Raw genomic sequence first — 22,342 nt, 5'->3', positions numbered from 1 at the left:
TGGTATGCAATTAATACGAGCAACTTAGATAGCATTAGCCTAAATTTTACCTAACCATGCTGAAGAACTATTTCAAAATCGCCTTCCGAAACCTCTGGAAGCATAAGGTGTTTTCATTAATCAACATTATGGGACTGTCCGTCGGGATGTCGGCCTGTTTGCTGATTTCGATGTATGTCAATTTCGAGCTGACCTATGATGCATTCCATTCGAAGGCCGATCGCATTTACCGGCTTGTGACGGATGTGAAGACGCCTTCAGAAACAATCAATGCCGGAATCACTTCATGGGCTTTCGGGCCGACGATCAAACAGGATTTTCCCGAAGTGGAGGCCTATACGAGGCTTAACGGCGGCAGTTTTCTTGTTCGAAAAGGAGACATCAAGTTTCAGGAAGAAGCTACCCTATTTGCCGATTCCTCGCTGTTTCGCGTCTTTGATTTCAAACTAATCCAGGGTGATCCCAAAACGGCATTGAAAGAGCCGTTGAGCCTGGTTTTTACGGAGAAGGCTGCCCGAAAATATTTTGGTGACGCCGATCCCATAGGGCAGACATTGCTGCTGTCGGGAGAAGGCTTGCCGGCCAAAGTGACGGGCGTAATGAAAGACATTCCTGAAAACTCCCTGATCAAAGGCGATATGTTCGTTTCAATGGCCACGATGACACAGCGTTTCAACCGTGGCATCGACGAAGAATGGGGTAACTTCGGTGCGTCGACTTATCTGCTTTTGAAACCAGGAACGGACAGCAAAAGTCTGGAAAAGAAATTACCGGCATACCTGGAACGGCGGGCTGGCAAGCTTATGCGTGAGAGCAAGATGTCTTACACACTTTTCCTCGAACCGCTGCTGAGTGTGCATTTGCATTCAGAACGGGATGTGGCTGAGAAGGGAAGCATCAACAACGTATATGTATTCTCGGTTGTAGCGGCGTTTATTTTGCTGATCGCCTGCATTAACTTCATCAACCTGACCACGGCACGTTCGGCGGAACGTGCCAAGGAGGTCGGTATTCGCAAAGTAGTGGGAGCCGCCCGAACACTGCTGGCCCGGCAATTCGTAAGCGAATCGGTGATGCTTTGCCTGATCGCATTTGTGTTTTCGATCCTGCTTTCAGCTGCGCTGATCCCACTTTTCAATAATCTGGCCGGGAAAACTATTACGACCGGTATTTTCAGTAATCCCGCGTTTCCGGCGATGATGTTGCTGGCTGCGGTCTTCATCGGAATACTGGCAGGAATCTATCCCGCCCTGGTATTGTCGTCATTTGAACCTGTTACCGTGTTAAAGGGTCGTTTCACAACAAGCGTAAAGGGTATTTTACTGAGAAAAGGGTTGGTGACTGTCCAGTTTGCCATTTCTATTGCGCTGATCATCGCCACGCTGATCGTGTACATTCAAATGAATTTCATGCGTAACCGTGACCTGGGTTTTAGTAAGGACCAGATGTTAGTCGTCAATACTGAGGGAGATCCAAAGCGGGAAGCATTCAAACAGGCACTGAATGGTCTGCCCGGTGTCAAATCAACCGCCGCGTCGTCCAGTGTTCCCGGAAGTTCCAATCCGGGGGCCTATTCCGAAATCGAGAACAAAAGCGGCGATTTGCAGATAGCAAACCTCGATCTCTATTTCGTCGATTTTGATTATATCACGCAGTTTGGCTTGAAAATGGCTGCCGGACGTCCATTTTCGAAGGATTTTGGGACAGATACAACCCGGGCGATGGTGATCAATGAGGCAGCAGCGAAGCTGTTTGGTTATAGCAAACCGGAAGAAGCGATCGGCCGGCGTTTCAAGCAATGGGGCCGAGAAGGTAAGATCGTCGGTGTGATCAAAAACTTCCATTTCCGCTCCTTGCAGGAAACTATCAAGCCGCTTACCATGCGCATTGAGCCAGGTGGTTCCGAGCTTGTTTCTGTTAAAATCGAAGGGGACCGATTGAAGGAAACCATTGCAGCTGTGGAAGAGAAATGGAAGCAAGCTATGCCTAGCAGACCATTCAGCTACTATTTCATGGACGAGTTTTTCGACCGCCAATACCGCAGCGAGGAACGGTTTGAGAAGCTGTTTTTCAATTTTGCGATCCTGGCGATATTTATTTCTTGCCTGGGCTTGCTTGGGCTGGCATCTTACAGCACTATGCAACGGACGAAGGAAATCGGTGTGAGGAAGGTCATGGGTGCATCCATCGCAAGCATTGTCGGATTACTTTCCAAAGATTTTCTTAAACTGGTGCTCATAGCCTTCGTGATCGCCTCGCCGATTGCCTATTTTGGCATGGAGCGCTGGCTGGAACATTTTGCCTACCGGACAGCCATTTACTGGTGGATATTTGCTATTGCCGCAGCGCTTTCAACCGCCATTGCCTTCGCAACGGTAAGTTTTCAGAGCATCAGGGCAGCCGTAATGAACCCAGTGAAGAGCTTACGCAGCGAATAGCGGCGCTTGTGTCTGCTGCCGTTCCAAAACGAACGAAGCGTGTCCGATACCGAACACCGTTGATTTGTTTTATAAAAACATAAAAAATTGATTTTCAGGTAATTGTGATATTGCTGTTGGCTGGTTCACAATTTGACGCTCGAAACGTGAAATCCATCCGCTAACCCTCGTAACCGGCGCAGTTATGATATCCAGTTATCTGAAAATTGCTTTTCGAAGCCTTTGGAACAAAAAGGTTTTTGCTTCCATTAACATTTTCGGCTTGGCAATCGGATTGGCCACTTGTATGCTCATCCTGCTGTTTGTGCAGCATGAGCTTAGTTACGACCGTTACAATGTCAATGCCGACCGTATTTTCAGGGTTACCATGCATGGCCGGATCGGTGGCAATGAGATCGGCATTGCAGGTGCTTCCGCGCCGGTCGGGCCAGCGCTCATGCGAGACTACCCGGGCATGGAGGCGTACACGAGGCTGGATGGTAACGGAACCTACCTGGTCAAAAATGGCGAAAAGCGGTTCACCGAGGACCGGGTCGTTTTCGTCGACTCCAATTTTTTCGATTTCTTTTCGATCCCGCTACTGAAAGGGAATTCAAAAACAATGCTCACGGAGCCTAAGACGATCGTGATCACCGAATCCACCGCATTGAAATACTTCGGCAGGGAGGACCCGATTGGTAAAAGCCTGACAATGGGTGATCAGGGATTATTCCGCGTAACAGGGGTTTGCCAGGACGTACCTTCCAACTCGCACTTCCACTTTGACTTTTTCGGTTCTATAAAGTCTACCGAAGTGGGTAAAAAATGGCTTTCCAGCGGTGCACACACGTACGTGCTGTTGCGCAAAGGATATCCGGTTGAAAAGCTTACGATGCAGATCCCGCAACTGGTCAAAAAATACATTGGCCCGGAAATACAGGAGTTCCTGGGGATGACTTATGACGAGTATCTGCGTAAAGGAGACAGCTTCGGGTTCCGGTTTCAGCCCCTGACCGACATCCACCTGCAATCCAATCTCGAAAATGAGCTGGAAGCCAACGGTAACGTCAAATACATTTATATTTTTACGGCTATTGCCGCATTCATTCTGCTAATCGCGTGTATCAACTTCATGAACCTCTCCACTGCCGGGTCCGCTGGGCGAGCGAAGGAGGTAGGTGTCCGGAAGGTAATGGGTTCGGTCCGTCAGCAACTGATGGCCCAGTTTCTCATTGAGTCAATTCTGTTGACGATTCTTGCGCTTGTTGTAGCTTTTGGGCTCGTCGTATTACTCTTACCTGGCTTCAACGACCTGGCAGGTAAGCAGTTCGGTCTTAAATCCATTCTAAGTGCCCGTATGGTCGCATATGCATTCGCGGGCTGCCTTATGGTGGGCTTGCTGGCTGGAAGCTATCCGGCATTCTTCCTCTCTGCATTCAAGCCGGTTGCTGTTTTGAAAGGCAGCATTCAGGCGGGGATAAAAAGCGGTTGGTTGAGGAATACGCTGGTAACGATTCAATTCGTAGTGTCTATTGGAATGATTATCGGTACGATGGTCGTGTACCAGCAGCTGCATTTCATTCAAAACAAAAAAGTAGGTTTTGATAAAGACCAGGTGCTGATCCTGCACGATACCCATTTACTAGGCGACAAGGCAAAGGCCTTTAAGGACCAGTTGATTGCCCTTTCAGCAGTAAGCAGCGTCACGCTCGCCGGTTATATGCCCGCGGGCGTTTCCAACGCAAGTACGGATGGCTTTTTGCCCGAAAACGCAGATAACAAAATCACCCCGTACAGGTTTACGACCTACCAGGTCGATGAGGATTATCTCAGTACGCTGGGCATCGGTCTCACGGCCGGCCGGAATTTTTCCAAAAACTTTGGCGCCGATAGCGGTTCCGTGCTCATTAATGAGGCGGCAGCGAAGCAATTTGGCTGGAAAAACCCGATCGGGAAGCGTGTACAGACCGTCGGTAATGGAAGCCCGGAATCCAAGAGATTTTATACCGTGGTGGGCGTAACCAAAAACTTTCATTTCCGTTCAATGCACGAGCGTATAGCCCCGTTGGTCATGTTTTATGGAGGAGACTTGTTTCAGATTGCCGTCCGCATCAAAACAAATGATATCCCCGGCTTGCTCAAAGTGCTGGAAAAGACCTGGAAGGCTAACTCGGACAACCCCTTTACCTACTCCTTCCTTGACGAACGTTTTAACAAAATGTATGAATCTGAAATGCGGATCGGTAAATTGTTCGGGATTTTTGCCAGCCTTGCCGTGGTAATTGCCTGTCTGGGACTTTTTGGGCTGGCGGCATTTACCACCATTCGGCGTACAAAGGAAATAGGCGTTCGCAAAGTGCTCGGGGCATCGGTGCTCAGCATTGTTTCACTGCTTTCAAAAGATTTTGTAAAACTGGTAGCGATCGCCATTCTGATCGCCTCGCCGCTCGCTTGGTACGGGATGGATCAGTGGCTGTCGGATTTTGCTTATAAAGTCAATATAGAATGGTGGGTATTCGTCCTGGCAGGAGCGATGGCGGTGGGCATTGCATTGCTGACGGTCAGTTTCCAAAGCATTAAGGCGGCGCTGGTAAATCCGGTAAAAAGCTTGCGCAGTGAGTAAATAATCAGGTGGAAATATAAAGCTTTATATATCGTATAGTATAGTGCGTTCAAAATTGCTAAAAAACGGTCAGTCATGCTAAAAAATTACTTGAAAATCACATTTCGGAACCTTTGGAAAAACAAAGGATATTCAGCGATCAACATTGGCGGACTGGCCATCGGGATGGGCGTGGCGATGCTGATCGGCCTGTGGATTTATGACGAACTGTCTTTTAACCGTTATTTTAAAAATTACGACCGGATCGGACAAATCCTTCAAAACCAGGTGGTCCACGGCGAAAAGAACACCTCTTTCTCTTTACCAGTACCCTATATCGAAGAGCTGAAAACAAACTATGCAGGCTATTTCAAGCGTATCGTAACATCGAGTCAGGCGGATGAACAAATTCTGACGGTAGGTGAAACAAAATTGTCGCGCAAAGGGCAGTTTATCGAAGGAGGAGCGCCGGAAATGTTTAACCTGAATATGATAAAAGGCTCCTGGTCGGCACTGGAAGACCAACAGGGCATTATTCTCTCGCAATCAACCGCTCAGGCGCTATTCGGCCAAAGCGATCCGCTTAACAAAATCATCAAGGTCGGGACAACGATGGATATGAAAGTGACCGGTGTTTTTGAAGATTTGCCCAAAAATACCAGGTTTAGCGAGGTACAGTTCATGGGTTCGTGGGATTACTTTTTGGATAAAAACCCATACATGAAGGGTAAGAAATGGGACAACCACGCGATCTGGATATTTGGGGAGCTTGCTGATAATGCCAGTTTTGAAACGGTTAGCAAAGGTATCCGCCTCTCCGAGCTGAATGCGATCCGGAAAATGGACGATATGAAGGATGAAGTAGCAACCCGACCTGAAATGTGGGTGCATCCCATGAAAAACTGGCATTTGTATTCCAACTTCAAAAATGGCGCAGCAGGCGAGGGGCCGGTAAAATATGTTTGGATGGTGGGTCTGATTGGCTTTTTTGTGCTGCTCCTGGCCTGTATCAACTTCGTAAACCTCAGTACGGCGCGCTCGGAGAAGCGGGCGAGGGAAGTGGGTGTTCGCAAGGCGGTCGGTTCGTTGCGAAGGCAGCTCATCGGCCAGTTTTTCACAGAGTCGTTTTTGATTGTACTCATTTCCTTTGCATTGGCACTGGCAGGCGTCGTATGCTCGTTATCGTGGTTCAATAACCTGGCCGCAAAACAGATCATGATTCCCTGGGATAATGCACTGTTCTGGCTTAGCAATGTGATTTTTGTGCTGGTCACTTCCCTGCTTGCAGGAAGCTATCCAGCCATTTACCTTACATCCTTTCAGCCGGTGAAAGTTCTGAAAGGGTCGAACTCATCACTGCGTACCCATTTCGGCCGGTTTGCATACACACCACGACAGGTGCTGGTCGTGCTTCAATTCACCATCTCGCTTACCCTGATTATCTGTACCACGATCGTTTACCGCCAAATCCAGTTTGCTAAAGACCGGCCCGTCGGCTATTCGCGTGATGGCTTGCTGATGATACCGATGAAATCCGAAGACTTTTATGGAAAAACAGACCTGTTCCGCACCGAACTGAAAAATACCGGAATGGTCGAAGAAGTTGCCGACTCGCAAAGTCCTGTAACCGGTGTTTGGTCTGCCAACGACGGTTTCAGTTGGAAAGGAATGCCGGAAGGTTTCACCGAGAAGTTTGCAACATTGACGGTTTCCCAGGAATACGCCAAAACGGTTGGCTGGCAGTTTGTAAGCGGACGGAATTTCTCCAGAGAATTTGCTTCTGATTCCTCGGGATTTGTCATCAATGAATCCGCGGCGCGTTTACTGGGCATACCCGACCCGCTGGGGGCGGTCATTTCGTGGAAAAGTCAGTGGATGACCGATAACATCCGGAAGCGTTTCACCGTCCTGGGCGTAGTGAAGGACATGGTCATGGAATCACCGTTTAAGCCCGTAAAACCGACCGTTTTCTTTCTCTTTGGCTCTCCCAACTGGATCAATATCAAGCTAAAACCAAATGTAAGCTCGGCCCGGGCGTTACCGGCAATTGAAAGTGTGATTAAGAAACTTGTCCCCGTCGCGCCGTTTGAATACCAGTTTGCAGACCAGGAGTATGATGCGAAGTTCAGGGCTGAGGAGCGGATAGGGCAGTTGGCCCGCTTCTTTGCGGCGCTGGCAATCCTGATCAGTTGCCTGGGGTTGTTTGGACTAGCCTCTTTTACCGCCGAGCAGCGTACCAAGGAAATAGGCATCCGGAAAGTTCTTGGCGCATCGGTAGCCAATTTGTGGCGGATGCTCTCGAAGGACTTTGTATTGCTGGTGATGGTCGCGAGTCTGGTGGCGGTGCCATTGGCGTGGTATTCTATGCATGAATGGCTCCAAAATTATCAGTACCGCACCGATATCAGTTGGTGGATCTTCCTCCTGGCGGGTGCCGGTGCGCTGGCGCTTACGCTCGCGACGGTCAGTTATCAGGCTATCAAAGCGGCATGGGCAGATCCTGTTAAGAGTTTGAAAATGGAATGATGGAGGAAGGAAGGAAAGGAAAGAAGGGAATGGCGTCTGTCCTCCCTTTCCCCAATTAATGCGCAAAAAATTATGATCAGTAGTTACTTAAAATTCACGGTCCGAAGCCTCGCCAAACATAAAGTGTATGCAGGGATCAATCTGATTGGACTGGCGATTGGCATGGCTGGTGCTATTTTGATATTTCAGTTGGTGAAATACCATCTCAGCATAGATCGGTACCACGCCAAGGCGGACCGTACTTACCGCGTGGTTGTGGACTTGCACCTGGAAGACGGATCCGTGGAGCAGGAGCGGGGTTCGGCCTTTGTTTTGCACGAAACGCTGAAAAAGGAATTCAGTACCATCGGAAATGCTGCTTATATAGCACATAAGGAATTGACGATCCGTGTGGATCATGGCGGGACATCCCGGAAATTCCTCGAAAAGGACCATCTCGTTTTTACGAATCCTGACTATTTCAAAATATTTGATTACAAGTGGATTAGAGGGAATGCGTCCGCTCTTACATCGCCTAATCAGGCCGTGGTAACAGAGCGGTATGCCCGAAAATATTTTGGAAATGACAATGCAATGGGGAAAGTGATTATCGCTAACAACCGTGAAAACCTCGTGATCGCGGGCATTGTGGCCGATTATCCGGAGCAAACGGATTTCAGGCAGGATATTTTCGTTTCGTTGCCTACTTTGAAAAGGATCGTTCCCGAATATGGCTATGAAGACTGGGGCTGGATCGATAGCGGCCGGGAGACTTTTGTCACGCTCCGTTCACCCAACGACAAAGCGGCATTTGAGCGGCAAATGCCTGCATTTGCCAACAAATATTATGGACCCGATGGCAAGGTGTTCCATTACCATTTGCAGGATCTGTCGGATGTGCATTTCAATATAGCATATGGCGGAAAGATCAAATGCACTACAATCCTCGTCCTGGCTACGGTCGGAATCTTACTGGTATTGATCGCATGCTTCAATTTTATCAACCTTTCGACGGCACAGGCCTTCAAACGTAGCAAGGAGGTGGGTGTCAGGAAGGCGCTAGGTATTTCGCAAGCGCAGGTTTTCTGGCTTTTTATGCAGGAGACTGCATTGCTGACAATCCTGGCAGGTGCGATTTCGATACTTATCGCCTCGCTTTTTGCACCGATGCTAGGCCAATGGCTTAGCTTGAATATCTCAATAAATCCACTTACGGATCCGCTTCTACCGGCTTTTTGGGCAGCGCTTTTGGTATTCGTGATAGTCACGGCGGGCGTTTATCCGGCATTTGTTGTCTCGAATTTCAATCCGGTGAAAGCCATCAAAGGATTGTTAAAGGAAAATAACAGAAGCTTTTTTTCTGTTCGAAAGGGGTTGGTGGTGACACAATTCAGCATTTCATTCGTCCTGATTGCGGTTTCGACACTGATCATCCTGCAATCCGAATACCTGAAAAACAAGGATCTTGGAATCGATAAGGATTTGATCCTGCACATAGGACTGCCAGAGACCGAAACCAGCAAGCTCGCGGCGTTGCGTAATGAACTGTCGGCATTGCCGGAAGTGGCAGATCTCTCGTTTTTCCGTAGTGCGCCATCCGTGCAGATCAGCGGTGGCGGAACGATCAAGTTCGAGAACCGCGAGTGGGAAAAATTTGTGGCACGGTCGAGAGCCGCGGACGACCATTTTGTCAAAACATATGGATTGAAGCTCGTAGCCGGACGTATTCCTGCGCATTCGGACACGCTGAATGAGCTGCTAATCAACCAAAAACTGGTGAAAGCATTGGGATTGAAATCGCCGGAGGAGGCATTGGATAAAGAACTGCAGGTGGGCGATGCCGGCAAAACAGGGACGATCGTAGGGGTACTGTCCGACTTCAATAATGGAGATTTGTATACCAGCATTGAACCAATTATCGTATTTGCAGACCAGAAACGCTATCGTTCGGCAGGTGTAAAGTTAAGCCGGATGAATGCCTCGACAATCGGCCGGATTGCGGCTGTGTGGCAGAAGCAGTTTCCCGAGAATGTTTTCGAATACAGTTTTTACGACGAGGAGATCGCAAAGTTCTACCAGCGTGAGGAGCTGGCTACGCGCCTTACCACGACGTTTGCATTGCTATCGGTGTGCCTGTCGTGCCTGGGGCTTTTCGGGCTTGCCATTTTCGCGATAGAGCAACGGACAAAGGAAATAGGTGTCCGGAAAGTGCTTGGTGCGTCGGTGGCTGGGATTACCGCAATGTTGTCGATGGATTTTCTGAAACTGGTATTTGTAGCGATCGTGATCGCCAGTCCGGTTGCCTGGTATTTGATGAATAAATGGTTACAGGATTTTGCCTACCGCATTGATATCCATTGGAGCATATTCGCCTGGGCCGCTTTTCTGGCGGCAGGGATTGCGCTACTGACGGTTGGTTTTCAAAGTATTAAGGCGGCGTTGACGGATCCGGTGAAATCGTTGCGGAGTGAGTGACGGTTGACGGCTGACCGCCGAGTGCGGGAATGACGACGATAGATGACAGACCATAGACGATAGACCATGGACCATTTCAATTTGATATGAGACAATTGAAGAGTAATCAATGGCAATAGTCAATGGTCCATGGTCGATCGTCCATGGTCAATAAAACACAATTCGGCGGTCGGCGGTCAGTCGTCTGCGGTCAAAATAACGAATCATGCTAAAAAGCTACCTCAAAATCGCGTGGCGGAGTCTGATCAAGGATCGGCAGTTTACGTTACTTAACCTGGTCGGTCTGTCGACGGGCCTCGCTTGTACATTGCTCATTTACTTATGGATAGGGGATGAGTTGCGCGTTGACAAGCACAATGCAAAAGCCGCGCACTTGTTCCAGATCATGGTCAACCAGCCTAATGAGGACGGAATCAAAACAGGCGAACATACTGCCGGTTTGTTAGCTGATGCATTGAAGGCCGAAATGCCCGAAGTCGAGTTTGCGACGACGGTTGTACCGGCCGAATGGTTTTCCAACAAAGGCATAATAGCGGCCGGGGAGACGAAGTTGAAGGCGGGAGGGCAGTTCGTAAGCCGCGACTACTTCGATGTTTTTACCTGCCCGTTTATCCAGGGCGACGCAAACGCATTAGTGGGGGATAAAAACACGCTAGCACTTTCGGAGGAACTGGCATCCAAACTTTTCGGGACAACCCAAAATGTGGTGGGCAAAACCGTGAAGTGGGAGGAAGGCCAGTTTAGCGGACTTTACCGTGTAGGTGGTGTTTTCAAAGGTAATCCCAGCAATGCGAGCAATCAATTTGATATTCTGTTCAATTTCGAGCAGTTCAAGGCCCGCAGACCTGGAATGGAAAAATGGACGAACAGCGATCCTCACACATTTGTAATCCTTAAAAACGGAGCAGACGAGGCGCTATTTAATGAAAAGATCAAACAACTGCTTCGAACTAAAAATAAGGAGATTGATTCTGAACTATTCGCAATCAGGTACTCGGATAAATACCTGCGTGGACAGTTTGAAAACGGCCTGCAAATCGGTGGCCGCATCACTTATGTGCGGCTCTTTTCGGTGATCGCGGCATTCATTCTGGTCATTGCCTGTATCAATTTTATGAACCTCTCGACGGCCAAGGCTTCGGGTCGGATGAAAGAAGTGGGGATCAAAAAGGTGGTAGGTGCATTGCGCAGTTCGTTGGTTTTGCAGCATTTGGGCGAATCGGTTTTGCTCACATTTGTTTCACTGGTTGTGGCAGTTGGATTAGTAGCGTTACTTCTGCCCGATTTCAATGCCATTACAGGAAAAGAGATCAGTCTGTCACCAGATGGTACGCTTATATCAGCCGCGTTGGTCATCACACTGGTGACCGGCCTGCTGGCAGGCAGCTATCCGGCTTTGTATCTCTCAGGGTTCGATCCGGTTTCCGTTTTGAAAGGAAAGTTGAGAAATACCGCCGGTGAATTGCTGGTGCGGCGTGGGCTGGTTGTATTTCAGTTTGCAGTGTCGGTGATATTTATTGTTTCTGTGATCGTGGTTTACCGGCAGATCCAGTTTATTCAAAACAAAAATCTGGGCTATAACCGTGAACATATAATCCATTTTGAAATACCCCTCGAAATGGATTCGCTGAAATTAAAAGCGGCGGAAGCATTTCTGGGTGAAGTCAAGAATATTCCGGGAGTGGTGAATGCATCGAGCTATTACCACAACCTGACAGGCCAGCATGGAGCCATTTCCGGTTTCGAATGGCCCGGTAAGCCAGCCGGGACGGACATCGAGTTCTCTAACCTGGAAGTAGGGTACAATTTCATGGAAACAATGGGCATGTCATTGCGGGAAGGCAGGTTCTTTTCGCAGAACGGGAGCGCCCGGAATGAGATCATATTCAATGAGTCGGCGATCAAAAGTATGGGGTTGAAAGACCCGGTTGGCAAAACCGTGAAGTTCTGGGGAATGGAGCGACAAATCGTAGGCGTTGTGAAGGACTTCAATTTTGAATCGCTGTACGAGCCTGTCAAGCCCTGCTTTTTCCAGATGTATCCCATTATGCCGAATGTAATGGTCAAAATTCAGAACGGTTCCGAGGAACAAACGATCGCCCGCGTGCGCAAGCTGTTTCAGGATTATCACAGAGGATTGGTTTTCGATTTTCAGTTTCTGGATGAGAATTACAAGGCATTGTATGCTTCTGAACGGCGTGTGGGTGTTTTGTCACGCTACTTCGCGGGGCTTGCGATCTTGATTTCTTGCCTCGGGCTTTTTGGATTGGCCGCATTCACGGCGCAACGTCGCCAAAAGGAGATCGGCATCCGAAAAGTCGTAGGGGCGTCGGTGGGCAATGTGGTAATGATGCTTTCGATGGATTTTATCAAACTTCTGCTCATTGCCTTACTGATCGCCTTTCCGTTGGTGGGCTGGGCGATGTACCAATGGCTGAACAATTTCGCATTCCGGATTGATCTGAGTGCAGGCATATTTATCGCCGCCGGAGGAACGCTGGTGCTGGTCACATTGGCGACGGTGGGTTATCAGGCGGTGAAAGCAGCATTGCTGGATCCGGTGAAATCGTTGAGGAGTGAATGATGACCGCCGACGGCTAACCGCCGAATGCGGTATGGTGGACGGTATACTTGCGACCATCGACCATAGATGATGGGTGTGAGCAAGGAAAAGTTATGGTCTATGGCCCGTGGGCCATGGTCAGTCACGAAACAAAGTCAAAAGCAATCGGCGGTCGGCGGTCCATGGTCGGCGGTCAATCAGAAACAAGTTCATAAAACAGCGCCATGCTAAATAACTATTTAAAAATCGCGTTCCGTAACCTCATAAAAAACAAGGGTTACTCGGCTATCAACATCGGCGGGTTGGCTGTGGGGATGGCTGTGGCTATGATAATCGGCCTTTGGGTTTACGATGAATTCGCGTTCGATCGGTACCATAGAAATTATGATCGCATTGCCAAGGTGGTGGAACGGGGCGTTTTCGAGGGCAAAACCTTCGATGGTGGCGAGTATACTTCCTATCCGTTGGGACAATATCTGCGCGAGCACCACAAGGAAGATTTTGAATATGTGATTCAATCATCGTGGACAGATGAGCATATACTGGCTTATAAAGACAACCGATTTACTAAAACTGGTGCTTATCTGAGTGGTGAAGCTCCGCATATGTTCACGCTGCAGATGCTGCGCGGTACGCGCGATGGGCTCAATGAACGCAATTCGATCATGATTGCCGAGTCGGTGGCCAAAGCTCTGTTTGGAAATGAAAACCCGATGGACAAGATCGTAAAGCTCGATAACCAGCTCGACGTGAAGGTGACAGGCGTTTATGAAGACTTACCTTATAACACGGAGTTTCGCGACCTGACCTTCGTTGCACCCTGGGATTTGTACGTGGCCACACAGAATTGGGTACAGGAAGCGCGGGACAAGGAGCAGTGGAACAATAATTCATGGCAGTTATTAGCACAAATACGCTCTAATTCCACATTTGAAGGAGTTACCGAAAGGATCAAGAATATCAAAATGCAGCACACGCCGGAAGCCCGGTTTTTGAAACCCCAAAACTATCTGCTACCGATGTCCAAATGGCATTTGTATGGCACGTGGGACGACAGGGGCCAACCGGATGGGCGTATCCGCTATGTTTGGCTTTTTGCGATTATTGGTGTGTTTGTGTTGTTGCTGGCGTCGATCAATTTCATGAACCTGAGCACTGCCCGGTCGGAGAAACGCGCCAAAGAAGTGGGCATCCGCAAGGCGATCGGATCGCTGAGAGGACAGTTGATCAACCAGTTTTTTAGCGAATCCTTTATGGTCGTCTTTCTGGCTTTCATTTTCGCAATCCTGATCGTGATGCTTGCATTACCTTCTTTCAATGAAATGGCTGACAAACGGATCGCATTCCCTTGGAATAATGGCTATTTCTGGGTCGCAGGATTTACATTTTGCTTGCTGACCGGGCTTTTGTCGGGCAGTTATCCGGCATTGTACTTGTCGTCGTTTCAACCTGTGAAAGTGCTGAAAGGGACATTCAATGCAGGCCGGTTCGCGGCTATTCCACGTAAGGTGTTGGTAGTGTTGCAGTTTACAGTCTCTGTTACGCTGATCATCGGGACGGCCATTGTTTACAAACAAATACAACACGCGAAAAACAGGCCCGTCGGCTATGACCGGGCAGGACTTATCACCGTCGAGATAAACACGCCCGAGTTACGTAGCCAGTATAACAGGCTTCGCGGCGCGTTGCTGGAAACGGGTGCGGTGTTGGAAATGTCTACTTCGTCGTCCCCATCGACCTTCGTTGGGTCCAATAATGGCGGTTTCAGCTGGCCGGGTAAGGATCCGAACCTTCATGAGAATTTTGGGACGATTGCCGTTACCCATGATTTTGGGAAAACCATGGGCTGGCAGTTCATCGCAGGCCGCGATTTTTCCCGTCAGTTCTCTACCGATTCTTCCGCGATGGTAATTAATGAATCTGCATTGAAATATATGGGTTTCAGCAAGCCATCGGAAATCATTGATCAAACGGTAAAATGGGGTGAGACGCCGCACAAAGTAGTGGGGGTGATCCGGGATATGGTGATGGGCTCGCCGTTCAGCCTGGTCCGGCCTACCTTATTTATGGTCAATTATGGATGGGCGAATTTTATTAATGTCAAACTGAAACCCGGATTGCCGCTTAGGGAGTCGCTGGCGAAAGTGGGCGCGGTTTTCCGGGAAGTGAGTCCAGGCAGTCCTTTCGATTATAAATTTACCGACGAACAATACGCCTTGAAATTCGCCGCTGAGGAGCGCATTGCCACGCTGTCGTCGGTATTTGCAGTGCTCGCGATCCTGATCAGCTGCCTTGGCCTGTTTGGCCTGGCCTCATTCACCGCCGAACAGCGGACGAAGGAGATTGGCGTGCGTAAGGTATTGGGCGCTTCGGTCAGTAATCTGTGGGCACTATTGTCACGCGAGTTTGTGGTACTGGTAATCATCTCGTTCCTGATTTCCACGCCCTTCGCCTGGTATTTCCTGAACGGATGGCTTGAAAAATATGAGTACCGAACCGAAATCCCCTGGTGGATTTTCGCTGCCGCCGGTTTGGGTGCATTGGCAATCACATTGGCGACGGTAAGTTATCAGGCTGTCAGAGCCGCATTGCTGGATCCGGTGAAGTCGTTGAAGAGTGAATGATGATGGCCGACGGCTGATGATGAGATATAGACCATGGACCATGGACCATGGACCATGGACCATAGACCATAGTTTTGGTCCCAGCAATGTATTAAACTATAACCCATGGTCCATCGTCTATATCCCGTCTGCGGTCAAAAAGAACAACGTTACCAAAAAAATGCATCATGCTAAAAAACTACCTAAAAATCGCCCTTCGTAACCTTTTGAAAAACAAAGGGTATACTGCTATTAACATTTTTGGTTTAGCGTTGGGGCTGGCAACTTGTTTGCTGATCGTGCTGTATGTTTCGGACGAACTGAGCTACGACAAGCATCATCGCGATGCTCATCGCCTTTTCCGGATCGCTTTGGAAGCCCGGAATGAAAAATGGGCGGGAACACCCGGGCCGGTTGCGGCAGGGGTGAAGACCGACTTCCCGGAAGTGGAAACGGTCGCCCGCGTTCTCAAATTCTCCGGCATTGACCGAATGTTACTCGAAAACCGGGGTGGCAAAGAAGTAACGCGGTTTTATGAAACCAACGGCTATTATGCCGATTCTACATTATTCGAGGTTTTTACGTATGATTTCAAATACGGAAACCCCAAAAACGCGCTAAGTAAGCCTAACACGCTGGTGCTTTCCGAGACCGTGGCTGGGAAGCTGTTCGGCGATACTGACCCTGTGGGGAAGGTGATACGGGTAGGGCTTACATTCGGTGATTTTAATTATACCGTAACCGGCGTTTATCGGAGTAATCGCAAGTCGCATATCGACGCACATTACTTTTTGTCGATGCAAAATGGGGATATGGGTGGCTGGGTAGCGAGCCAGAACAACTGGTCCATGAACAACATTTTTCATACCTATGTGAAATTGCGCGACGGCACAGATCCGACTGCTTTTGAGGCCAAACTGACACCATTTTTGATGCGCCACGGCGAAGCCGATCTGAAGGCATTGGGTATTTCCAAGGAATTGTTCATTCAGCCGGTTACGGATATTTACCTGAAATCGGCCATTGGCAACGAGATCGCGCCGAATGGCAGCATGACCTATCTTTATATTTTTGGTTCGATTGCTGTCTTTCTGTTGCTGATCGCTTGTATCAACTTTATGAACCTCAGTACCGCGCGCTCGGAGAAGCGGGCGAAGGAGGTTGGTGTGCGCAAGGTGATGGGGGCCGTCAGGAACTCGCTGGTGCATCAGTTTCTCGGAGAGTCGATGATGCTCGCGGTCATGGCGTTGGCGATTGCGGTGCTGGTAGTACAATTACTCTTACCCTATTTCAACAATCTGACAGGGAAAGCGCTTGATATGTTTTCAGAGCCCGCATTTCTTTATTGGATGGCGGGAATCACGTTGTTTACCGGATTGGTGGCGGGACTTTATCCGGCCCTATACCTGTCGTCATTCAGGCCGGTGAGTGTGCTGAAAGGCAGGTTAGTGAATGTAAAATCGCCTGTATTGCTTCGGAAAGGGCTTGTTGTTTTTCAATTTACAGTCTCCATTATTCTCATCCTTGGTGCCATCGTCATCGGACAGCAACTTTCCTTTCTGCAAAATCAGAACCTGGGTTTTGACAAAGAACAAAAGCTGATTGTACCGTTCAGAAACAACAAGGCAGCAACGAATTACAATGCATTAAGGGAAGAAGTGCTGCGGGTACCGGGCGTGGAAGCCGCTACCAGCGGATCGGTTTATCCGGGTATTGAAAGTATTGAGGATTTACCATTTTATACCGACAACAAAACCTTGCATGATGCGGTGGACGTCCATTTCGCCACGGTCGGCAATGACTATGTGGAAACGTTGGGATTAAAGATGGTCGCTGGACGCTCTTTTACAAAGGCATTTGGCGCAGATTCGAGTAGCATTATCCTTAACGAAACGGCCGCACGCGAGCTGGGTTATGACGGAGTGTCGGCGATCGGCAAGAATGTCTATTTCGAATTGGGCGGTAAGCGACAAAGCTTGCAGGTCGTCGGGATCGTTAGAGATTTCAATTTCCGCAGCCTGCACGAAGGCATTAAGCCCTATGCGCTCACCACGAGCATTACCGATAAGTATCAGTATTTCATTGCGAGTGTAAAAACGAAGGACTATTCGGGCACGCTCGCATCAGTGGAGGCGGCCTGGAAACGGCTGAACCCCGATATTCCATTCGCTTACTCGTTCCTCGACCAGGACTTTCAAAAGAATTATGAAAATGAAAGCCGCACGGGCAGCATTGTATTGTATTTCACCTGTATTGCGGTCGTGATAGCTTGTCTTGGACTATTTGGGCTTGCGGCTTTTTCGGCAGAACGCAGAACGAAGGAAATCGGCGTCCGGAAAGTGCTTGGGGCATCAGTAGGCGGCATCGTAGGGATGCTTTCCGGAGAATTTCTTTCACTTGTGTGTATCGCACTCGTTATCGCTGCACCCATCGCGTGGCTGGGTATGCGGCAATGGTTGCAGGGATTTGCCTATCAGGTTGGAATCCAATGGTGGATTTTCCCGCTTACCGGGCTGCTGGTTGTAACGGTTGCATTATTGACAGTTGGTTTCCAGAGTGTCAGAGCCGGTTTGATGAATCCGGTGAAGTCGTTGCGAAGTGAGTGACGGCTAGATGACCGGCAACCGGCAACCGGCGACCGGCGACTGCCGACCGCCGACGGCTGACCGCTGAAAGCGTGTATGTTGGGCGGTCAGCGGGATGACTATGGAACATGGACCATAAATGCGACGTGTTTTGTGCATGATTTCTGACATCAATTATGTGTAAGTCGTTGCGAAGCGAATGAATGACCGTCGCCGACCGACCGCCGAGTTATTGTTGTTCGGAAGGCAAATCGATTGCGGTACTGACCATGGACAATACACCATGGGCCATGGCTGAGCAGTGCTGCGATATTAGTCTTGTATCGATATTTTAATGCATGGTCTATTGTCCATGGTCCAAAACTCGACACCAATAATCGGCCGTCGGTGGTCAAAACAAAATCCCAAACATCATGCTAAAAAACTATTTCAAAATCGCGCTCCGGAACCTGGTAAAGAGCAAGGGGTATTCGGCTATTAATATTTGTGGGCTGTCGGTTGGGATGGCTGTGGCGGTGTTGATAGGCCTTTGGGTTCACGATGAATTATCGTTCGATCATTACCACAAAAATCATGACCGTCTCGGGCAGGTTTGGCAGTTTGTGCAGTTTGGTCCCGAGAAGTCGCCTTACAATGTAGCGCCGTTGCCGCTGGCGGTCGAAATGAAGGAGAAATATCCCGATTTTGAAGCGGTGAGCAAGTCGGCTTACCGGGACATTATTATTACAAATGGGGATAAGATGTTTTCTAAGTCGGGGCAGTATGTGGAGCCTTCGTTTACGAAAATGATGTCGGTCCGGATTGTTGCAGGTATCGATAATTTGAAGGATGTCAATGCTGTACTACTTTCGGAGTCGTTTGCGCGTTCGCTGTTTGGTAATACCAATCCGATTAATAAAGTGGTAAAAATCAATAGCAACCGTGATGTGAAAGTGACGGGCGTGTTTGAGGATATTCCCAATAACAGCACATTCAGGGACACCCAGGTGCTTGCTCCGTGGGAGCTTTTCAAGGCGATGGACGAATCGATAAAAAGGGCCGATACCCAATGGGATGAGAACTCCTATCAGATATTTGCCCAGCTCCGGGAAAACGCAGATTTCGCGACCGCTTCCGCCAAGATTAAGGATTTGCGGATGAAACGGGAAAACCCGCCTGGCTACAAACCCGAATTTTTCGTACATCCAATGAACCGTTGGCACCTGTATTCCGATTTTCAGAACGGTAAGAATACCGGCGGGCTCATCACATTTGTGTGGCTGTTTGGTACCATAGGTGTTTTTGTGCTGTTATTGGCTTGCATTAACTTCATGAATCTCAGCACGGCACGATCGGAAAAAAGAGCGAAGGAAGTGGGTATCCGAAAGGCTATCGGCTCCTTACGCGCACAATTGGTGGGCCAGTTTTTCAGCGAATCAATCCTGGTAGTGCTGATCGCCTTTTGTCTTTCACTATTGCTGGCCGGGTTGGCATTACCTGCATTCAATGAAGTTGCCGAAAAGAAAATCACGCTGCCATGGGCTAACCCCGTGTTCTGGCTTGCCGGAATCGTTTTTAGCCTGCTTACAGCCATGATAGCAGGAAGTTATCCGGCACTTTACCTTTCATCTTTTCAACCATTAAAAGTATTGAAGGGGACATTCAAAGCCGGGAAGTTTGCTGCCGTGCCAAGAAAAGTGCTGGTAGTCACACAGTTTACGGTTTCGGTTACGCTCATCATTGGAACTGTCGTCGTTTTCAGGCAAATACAGCATGCAAAAAATCGGCCTATCGGGTACAGCAAGCAAGGGCTGATCGAAGTGGATATGAATACGCCGGCGCTGTTTGGTCATTATAATGCATTGAAAAATGATCTCATGAACACGGGTGTCGTAAGCGGCTATTCGCAGTCCTCAGGCTCGGTGACGGTGCAGTATGGTGGGGTAACCAACCTTTCGTGGCCCGGTAAGGCGCCGGATGCGGTGCCTCTGGTGATGTCGAACAACATTTCGCATGACTATGGCAAAACTGTCGGCTGGGAAGTAGCCCAGGGCCGGGACTTCTCCCGCAACTATCCAACGGATTCGACGGCGATGATCATCAACGAGTCGGCACTGGAATTGACGGGGCTCAAAAAACCGCTGGAATCGATTCTTAACTGGGGAGGAAAGGATTACCGGTTGATCGGCGTGGTAAAGGACATGGTCCGGGAATCCCCTTTTAGCGGGATCAGCCCGGCATTCTATGTTATCAACTATCGGAACACCAATGTGATTAACATCAGGCTGTCGCCTGCCGCGGGCATGAGCGACGCTTTGGGAAAAGTAGGAGCTGTTTTCAGAAAATACGATCCAGGTAGTCCGTTTACCTACCAGTTTGTAGATGCCATGTTTTCAAAGAAGTTTGCCGATGAGGAGCGGATCGGTAAACTCGCTTCGTTCTTCACAGTTTTGGCCATATTCATCTCTTGTCTGGGGCTCTTTGGTCTTGCCTCATTCGTTGCGGAGCAGCGGACCAAAGAAATCGGTATCAGGAAAGTCCTCGGAGCTTCGATTGCCAACCTTTGGAAGCTCTTATCGACCGACTTTGTGGTGCTGGTGCTGGTTGCCTGTGTCATTTCCGGCCCCATTGCCTGGTATTTTATGAGCGGATGGCTGAAAACCTATACCTACCGCACCGAGCTATCCTGGTGGATATTCGCCGCAACGGGTTTGGGTGCGCTAGGCATCACATTACTCACCGTAAGCTTCCAGGCCATCCGTGCAGCGTTGATCAATCCGGTGAAATCGTTGCGGGCGGAGTAGGATGTTGACCGCCGACCGCTGACGGCCGGTCGAGACCAAGGACCAAGGACCATAGACCATGTTTCTTTGGGCCTTGGTCTATTTTGTCCGCAATGGTCCATGGTCGATCGTCTATGGTCTCGACCGGCAACCGGCGGTCGGCCGTCATCTCCATTAATCTTCCATTAATCCCGCTAACCGGTAACCAAATTTCGTCTGAGGGCTTTATCTTGCATAGGAATTTATCTAGCCTATAAACCCTTGCGCAAAGTCTTTACTTTCAGTGTAGCCATTGTTCTCGCGATCGTTTCCGGGCCGCTTCTGGCCCAGAAAAATCACGTTGTGTCCAATCTCGAAGCAAGCGTAGAGGCTGGGGCTTATTTGTCTTCCAATGGAGAAACACCCTTCTGGCTTACGACAAATCAGTTTGGAATGGTGCCGGATCGTGCCACGGCGGGCTTTGTGCAGGCAACAGCACACAGGAAATATGTCTTTTATGATAGCCTTTCCAACCGGCCACGGAAGTTTGACTGGAGTGCGGGGGTGAGCCCGGTAGGTTTTTTCAATAAGGACGAGCGCTTTCAGTTCGTGCTGCCCGAAGCGCATGCCAGTGTCCGGTTCAAAAGCGTGGAGTTATATGCCGGAAGACGCCGTGAGGTGATGGGGCTGGGAGATACCACATTATCGTCTGGTTTTTATTCCATGTCTGGTAACTCGCTTCCAATACCTAAAATACAGATCGGGACGGTAGGATTTACGCCGCTGAAATTTACACGGAATTTTGTTGCGGTGCATGCGGGGTTTGCGCACGGCTGGTTCAATGCCGATTACATCAAGGGGGTAAGACTGCATCAGAAGTTTGTTTATTTGAGATTGGGTAAAAGCAAAAATAAATTCTACTTAGGCCTGAACCACAACGTCATGTGGGCCGGCCATTCCGACTATCTCAAACAACACCCCGACCTGGCTGTGAACGGGGAACTGCCTTCATCGTGGTCGATTTATCCCAATGTGGTGTTCGCATTTACCTCCAAAAACTGGTTTGAAAAAAACGGCTACGGGGCATTCGACAGCTATCGCGTCGGGAACCATTTGGGTAGCTATGACGTCGCTTTCGAAACAAAACTTAGCAGTTACAAGCTGTTCATTTACCATCAGCATCCGTTCGAGGATGTTTCCAGCATGCTTTTCAAGAACATTCCAGATGGGCTTTATGGGGTTAATTTTAAACTAAACCCGGGCAGTGCAACAGGCGGCTTCGCCATTACCCACCTGACATTGGAATTTCTCAGTACCAAGAACCAGTCGGGGTCCGAATTTTATATTCCTGGCAGTACTTACCAGGGCGCAGATAATTATTTCAATCACTCGCAGTACACCGAAGGCTGGTCCTACCAAGGCAAAACGGTGGGTACTCCTTTTATTATCCCTGGTAAGGATATGGACCGGTCGAAGTTGAGGAATGACAGGTATTTTCCGGACAACCGCGTCAATGTCTGGTACATCGGAACTCAGGGGAAAATCGGCAAGGCACTGGCGCTTACATTGAGAGTTTCATACAGTCAGAATTTTGGAACACCTGGCGCCGTTATCGACCCGCCGAAAGGGCAGTTCTCTTCGGTGCTAGGTGCGCAATATCGTGTGCCCGGATTGAAAACAACCAGCATCCTAGCCCGGATTGCTACCGATCAGGGCGATATTTTTACACGTCGGACAGGCGGCTATATCGGAATCCGCAAGGACTGGTAAAAGCTTGTCCATAGGTGAACAAGATTGTTCGAATTCGGACAATATCCGCATTTTTCCATCCTGTAACTTATTGATTATTAG

Annotated in this window: 9 protein-coding genes; all 9 read left to right on the top strand. The window is 49.1% G+C overall.

All coding sequences use genetic code 11. The annotated features are described in order from the left end of the window. Nucleotides 1-56: 56 nt before the first annotated feature. The 9 genes from LZD49_RS22905 (at nt 57) to LZD49_RS22865 (ending at nt 22,261) form a co-directional block, all read left to right on the top strand. The gene (locus tag LZD49_RS22905) at nt 57-2,438 is read left to right on the top strand and encodes an ABC transporter permease (RefSeq protein WP_234669998.1); all 2,382 of its coding nucleotides are present in this window, start codon (nt 57-59) and stop codon (nt 2,436-2,438) included. Between the two features lie 184 nt (nt 2,439-2,622). Further along, nucleotides 2,623-5,040 (top strand): ABC transporter permease, encoded by a 2,418-nt coding sequence (locus LZD49_RS22900; protein ID WP_234669997.1) that lies wholly within the window; start codon nt 2,623-2,625, stop codon nt 5,038-5,040. A 75-nt stretch (nt 5,041-5,115) separates the two neighbouring features. After that, nucleotides 5,116-7,545 (top strand): ABC transporter permease, encoded by a 2,430-nt coding sequence (locus LZD49_RS22895; RefSeq protein WP_234669996.1) that lies wholly within the window; start codon nt 5,116-5,118, stop codon nt 7,543-7,545. Nucleotides 7,546-7,617: 72 nt separating this feature from the next. After that, complete coding sequence (locus LZD49_RS22890) at nt 7,618-9,999, top strand: ABC transporter permease (RefSeq protein WP_234669995.1); 2,382 nt, start codon at nt 7,618-7,620, stop codon at nt 9,997-9,999. Nucleotides 10,000-10,204: 205 nt separating this feature from the next. Then, nucleotides 10,205-12,583, top strand: a complete 2,379-nt coding sequence (locus LZD49_RS22885; RefSeq protein ID WP_234669994.1) for an ABC transporter permease — start codon at nt 10,205-10,207, stop codon at nt 12,581-12,583. 203 nt (nt 12,584-12,786) lie between these two features. Beyond that, nucleotides 12,787-15,186 (top strand): ABC transporter permease, encoded by a 2,400-nt coding sequence (locus tag LZD49_RS22880; protein ID WP_234669993.1) that lies wholly within the window; start codon nt 12,787-12,789, stop codon nt 15,184-15,186. Nucleotides 15,187-15,353: 167 nt separating this feature from the next. Next, nucleotides 15,354-17,771, top strand: coding sequence for an ABC transporter permease (locus tag LZD49_RS22875; RefSeq protein WP_234669992.1), 2,418 nt, complete (start codon nt 15,354-15,356; stop codon nt 17,769-17,771). Between the two features lie 392 nt (nt 17,772-18,163). Beyond that, nucleotides 18,164-20,533: an ABC transporter permease gene (locus LZD49_RS22870; RefSeq protein ID WP_234669991.1), complete on the top strand. Its 2,370-nt coding sequence runs from the start codon at nt 18,164-18,166 to the stop codon at nt 20,531-20,533. Between the two features lie 240 nt (nt 20,534-20,773). Continuing rightward, nucleotides 20,774-22,261 carry a capsule assembly Wzi family protein gene (locus tag LZD49_RS22865; protein WP_234669990.1) on the top strand — a complete coding sequence of 496 codons (1,488 nt, stop codon included), beginning with the start codon at nt 20,774-20,776 and terminating at the stop codon, nt 22,259-22,261. Nucleotides 22,262-22,342 lie beyond the last annotated feature (81 nt).

Source organism: Dyadobacter sp. CY261, from assembly GCF_021440085.1.
GTDB lineage: Bacteria > Bacteroidota > Bacteroidia > Cytophagales > Spirosomataceae > Dyadobacter.
Note: the sequence above shows the minus strand (reverse complement) of the source record. Positions and strands in the feature narration are given on the sequence as shown.